General features: G+C 64.9%; 5 protein-coding genes and 1 pseudogene. 4 read left to right on the forward strand and 2 right to left on the reverse strand.

The features are described from left to right. Nucleotides 1-42 precede the first annotated feature (42 nt). Together VFA16_RS00975 and VFA16_RS00980 are read right to left on the reverse strand one after the other, a co-directional pair. Nucleotides 43-1,089, reverse strand: a complete 1,047-nt coding sequence (locus tag VFA16_RS00975) for a DNA polymerase IV (protein WP_324966021.1) — start codon at nt 1,087-1,089, stop codon at nt 43-45. Then, nucleotides 1,077-1,682, reverse strand: a complete 606-nt coding sequence (locus VFA16_RS00980; RefSeq protein WP_324966022.1) for a helix-turn-helix domain-containing protein — start codon at nt 1,680-1,682, stop codon at nt 1,077-1,079. Before VFA16_RS00980 ends, VFA16_RS00975 begins: the two co-directional genes overlap by 13 nt. An 86-nt stretch (nt 1,683-1,768) precedes the next feature. Between VFA16_RS00980 and VFA16_RS00985 the strand changes: the two genes are divergently transcribed. The 4 genes and pseudogenes from VFA16_RS00985 to VFA16_RS01000 all read left to right on the forward strand — a co-directional run. Further along, nucleotides 1,769-2,323, forward strand: coding sequence for an NADPH-dependent FMN reductase (locus VFA16_RS00985; RefSeq protein WP_324966023.1), 555 nt, complete (start codon nt 1,769-1,771; stop codon nt 2,321-2,323). A 467-nt stretch (nt 2,324-2,790) separates the two neighbouring features. Continuing rightward, nucleotides 2,791-3,030 (forward strand): redoxin NrdH, encoded by a 240-nt coding sequence (locus VFA16_RS00990; protein WP_083088359.1) that lies wholly within the window; start codon nt 2,791-2,793, stop codon nt 3,028-3,030. A 4-nt stretch (nt 3,031-3,034) separates the two neighbouring features. After that, nucleotides 3,035-3,490: a class Ib ribonucleoside-diphosphate reductase assembly flavoprotein NrdI gene (nrdI, locus tag VFA16_RS00995; protein WP_324966024.1), complete on the forward strand. Its 456-nt coding sequence runs from the start codon at nt 3,035-3,037 to the stop codon at nt 3,488-3,490. After that, nucleotides 3,457-3,804 (forward strand): annotated as a pseudogene (locus VFA16_RS01000) (ribonucleotide-diphosphate reductase subunit alpha); the annotation flags it as partial. The gene nrdI and the pseudogene VFA16_RS01000, both read left to right, overlap by 34 nt.

The raw sequence follows: 3,804 nt of genomic DNA on the forward strand, positions 1-3,804 counted from the left end.
AAGCGCGGCGAAGCCGGGCGCAGCGGGTCGCCGCGCGACAAGCTACTCCGGCATCTGCAGTTCCAGCCGCACTCCGAGCAGTCGGACCGGCCGGTCGAGTTCGAATAGGTCGAGCACCCGCAGCGCGGCGGCGACGATGACGCCGGCGTCGGTGGTCGGTGCATCGAGTTTGCGGATTTTGGTGCGGGTGTAAAAGGTCGACGTGCGCACTGTGACCGCAACTCGGGTCACGATGCGGGATTGCGCCACCACGTCGGCCAGCGCTTGCTGCGCCAATTCAGTTACAGCGGACTCCATTTCGGCTCGGTCGGTGAGGTCACGCGGGAATGTGACGACGTGGCTGCGCGATCGTGGCACCCATGGCTCGGCGCTGACGTCGGTGTCGCCGCCGCCCTTGGCCAGCAACAGAAGCCACAGCCCGATCCGGGGCCCGAACGTCGATGTGAGCAACTCTGCGTCGGTGTGCGCAAGCTGCCAGACGGTGGTGATGCCAAGGCCGGCAAGCTTTTTCGCGGTCTTAGGCCCGACACCCCAGAGCGCGTCGACTGGCCGGTCGGCCATCACCGCCATCCAGTTGGCATCGGTGAGCTGGTAGATGCCGGCCGGTTTCGCGAACCCGGTCGCGACCTTGGCGCGCTGCTTGTTATCGCCGATGCCGACAGAGCAGGACAGCCCGGTTTCGGCCGCGATGACGGTGCGGATCTGTTCGGCGACGTCGACAGGGTCCGTGCCCTCAGGCACACCGACGTACGCCTCGTCCCAGCCCCAGACCTCGACCGGGTAGCCCAGGTCGCGCAGCAGTCCCATCACTTGATCGGAGGCCGCGTCATAAGCGGCTGGATCCGATGGCAGGAAGGTGGCGTCGGGGCAGCGGCGGGCCGCGGTGCGTAATGGCATGCCCGCGTGCACCCCGAACTTGCGGGCCTCATACGAGGCGCACGTGACGACCTTGCGCGGTTCGTTCGGATCGCCGCTGCCGCCGACAATGACCGGCAGCCCAACCAGTTCGGGATGGCGACGTAACTCGACCGATGCCAGGAACTGGTCGAGGTCGACGTGCAGCACCCAGCCCGTGCTCACCGCCCGCATAGCTTGCGCGCCAGGCTTTCCCATGCATCGCCCAAGGACTCGAGTGTGTGGCCGCGGTTGTTGAGTTGATGCTCGACATAGTCGGCGTCGAGAAGCGCCAGCAATGCGTCGGTCTGGGCATCCAGATCGCCGGTGGTCTGAGCTGAGGCCAGCAGCATCCGGACATGGGTGTACAGCAGCAGCATTGCCGGCGCGTTGTGGCGGGTCCGCGGGTCGCGGCTGGCCGCGGAAAGCAGCGTGTGGTGGGTATGGACGAAGCGCAGCCGCTCGCGGCCGAATGCGAGCAGGCGATCGAGAGGTGGCGCATCGGGGCCCAGCGGCGGCGGGCCGAACAGGAGAGCCTGCTGGAGGCAGCGCTCGTCTTCGTCGAGCAACACCATCATCAGACGGGCGCGGCTGCCGAACCGACGGAACACCGTGCCTTTGCCCACCCCGGCCGCAGCGGCGATGTCGTCCATGGACACCGCGTCGGCGCCGCGTTCGGCGATCAGCCGCCGAGCCGCGTCAAGCAACAGCGTGCGGTTGCGCGCCGCGTCCCCCCGCTCTTGCGGGCTGGAAACGGGCAGCTCACGCCCATGGTCGACGAGGCTCACCATTGCACTGTAGCGCGGCCGGAATAAATCGGACCGCGGTCCGGTTCGAGCGTGCAAGGATATTAGGCCAAGAAGAAAGGGACCCCATGTCGGATCGCAAGCCGGACATCAAGGTGCTCGCGCTGGTCGGAAGCCTGCGCGCCGCGTCGGTAAACCGTCAGATCGCTCAGCTGGCGACAGAAGTTGCCCCCGACGGCGTCACAGTCACCGTATTCGACGGACTCGGTGAGTTGCCCTTCTACAACGAGGACATCGACAACGCCGACGTGCCGGCTTCGGTGACCGCTCTGCGTGCCGCCGCTGCCGACGCCGACGCTGCCCTGGTGGTCACCCCCGAATACAACGGCAGCATTCCCGGCGTGTTGAAGAACGCGATCGACTGGCTGTCGCGGCCGTTCGGCAACAGTGCGTTGAAAGACAAGCCGCTGGCGGTCATCGGCGGGTCGATGGGACGCTACGGCGGCGTGTGGGCCCACGACGAGACCCGCAAGTCGTTCGGCATTGCCGGGCCGCGTGTCGTCGAGGCGATCAAGCTCTCGGTGCCGTTCCAGCCGCTGGAGGGAAAGCACCCGCGGGAGAACGCCGAACTGGTATCCAACGTGCGCGATGTGGTGGGCAAGCTGGCTGCCGAAGTGAGCTAAGCCGATGTAGACAGCGCCGCCGAGCGGCCCCGTCTTGGGCTGCCGGCGGCTTTGCTGTGGGCGCACACTGCTGTACTGATCCACCGGCGATGTCAGTGGCGGGTGGTAAGTCTTGCGGCATGGCAATGATGCCGCGACAGTGGCCGAATTGTGATCTACGACACGCCGACGCGGTACCGCGAACAATGCTTACGACCAGGGAATTTCACGAATGTTGTTCCGAACATCTTGTATCCCTTCTTATTGTCACCCACTAGGTGTAGTGTTTGAGCGACCGACAGACCCCAGGCTCGCGACCTCGGTGCAGCCTGGTGAGGTTCCGGAATTCCGGCACCGCCGTGTGAACGCGCGGCGGTGTCGGCCCCGGAATTTCGGGGTGTGACGGTCTGCCGAGCAGTCGCGCAGAGGTAGTGCCCAAGAAGTTGCCAGTCCGTCCCCAGTAGTTCTGCAGAGGAGCCGAACCGCCGATGACCATCACCGTGTACACCAAGCCCGCATGTGTGCAGTGCAATGCCACGTACAAGGCGCTGGACAAGCAGGGCATTGCCTACCAGACGGTCGACATCACGCTGGATTCCGAGGCGCGGGACTACGTGATGGCGCTGGGTTATCTGCAGGCGCCCGTGGTCGTGGCCGGAAACGAGCACTGGTCCGGCTTCCGTCCCGATCGCATCAAGGCGCTCGCGGGAGCTGCGCTCACCGCGTAAGGAGATTGCGGTGCCGTCGTCGAGCCTGGTGTATTTCTCCAGCGTGTCGGAGAACACCCACCGCTTCGTGCAGAAGCTCGGTATTCCCGCCACGCGGATACCGCTGCACGGCCGCATCGAGGTGGATCAGCCATACGTCTTAGTGCTGCCTACCTACGGTGGCGGTCGGGCGACCCCCAACATCAACGACGGCGGCTACGTGCCCAAGCAGGTCATCGCGTTTTTGAACAACGAGCACAATCGAGCGCTGCTGCGCGGCGTGATCGCGGCGGGCAACACCAACTTCGGAGCGGAATTCTGCTACGCGGGCGAGGTGGTGTCGCGCAAGTGCGGCGTCCCCTACCTCTACCGATTCGAACTCATGGGAACCGACGAGGACGTGCGAGCCGTCCGCGCGGGCCTGGCCGACTTCTGGAAGGACGAGACGTGTCACCGACTCTCACAGCTGCAGAGCCTGTAGCTGCTGCCGGGCGCAGCCTGGTGCAGGGCGAAACGGACTACCACGCCCTGAACGCGATGCTGAATCTGTACGACGCCGACGGCAAGATTCAGTTTGACAAGGACCGGGAAGCCGCGCACCAGTACTTCCTGCAGCACGTCAACCAGAACACGGTGTTCTTCCACAATTACGACGAGAAGCTCGACTACCTGATCCGCGAAAACTACTACGAGCGTGAGGTTCTCGACCAGTACTCGCGCAACTTCGTCAAGTCCCTACTGGACCGGGCCTACGCCAAGAAGTTTCGGTTCCCGACGTTTCTCGGCGCGTTCAAG

Origin of the sequence: Mycobacterium sp., from assembly GCF_035653355.1 — a bacterium.
Lineage (GTDB): Bacteria > Actinomycetota > Actinomycetes > Mycobacteriales > Mycobacteriaceae > Mycobacterium.

What these genes read in the sequence shown, in the direction of transcription:
- VFA16_RS00975 (WP_324966021.1), bottom strand. Translation starts at nt 1,089, where the DNA reads ATGCGGGCGGTGAGCACGGGCTGGGTGCTGCACGTCGACCTCGACCAG.
- VFA16_RS00985 (WP_324966023.1), top strand. Translation starts at nt 1,769, where the DNA reads ATGTCGGATCGCAAGCCGGACATCAAGGTGCTCGCGCTGGTCGGAAGC.
- VFA16_RS00990 (WP_083088359.1), top strand. Translation starts at nt 2,791, where the DNA reads ATGACCATCACCGTGTACACCAAGCCCGCATGTGTGCAGTGCAATGCC.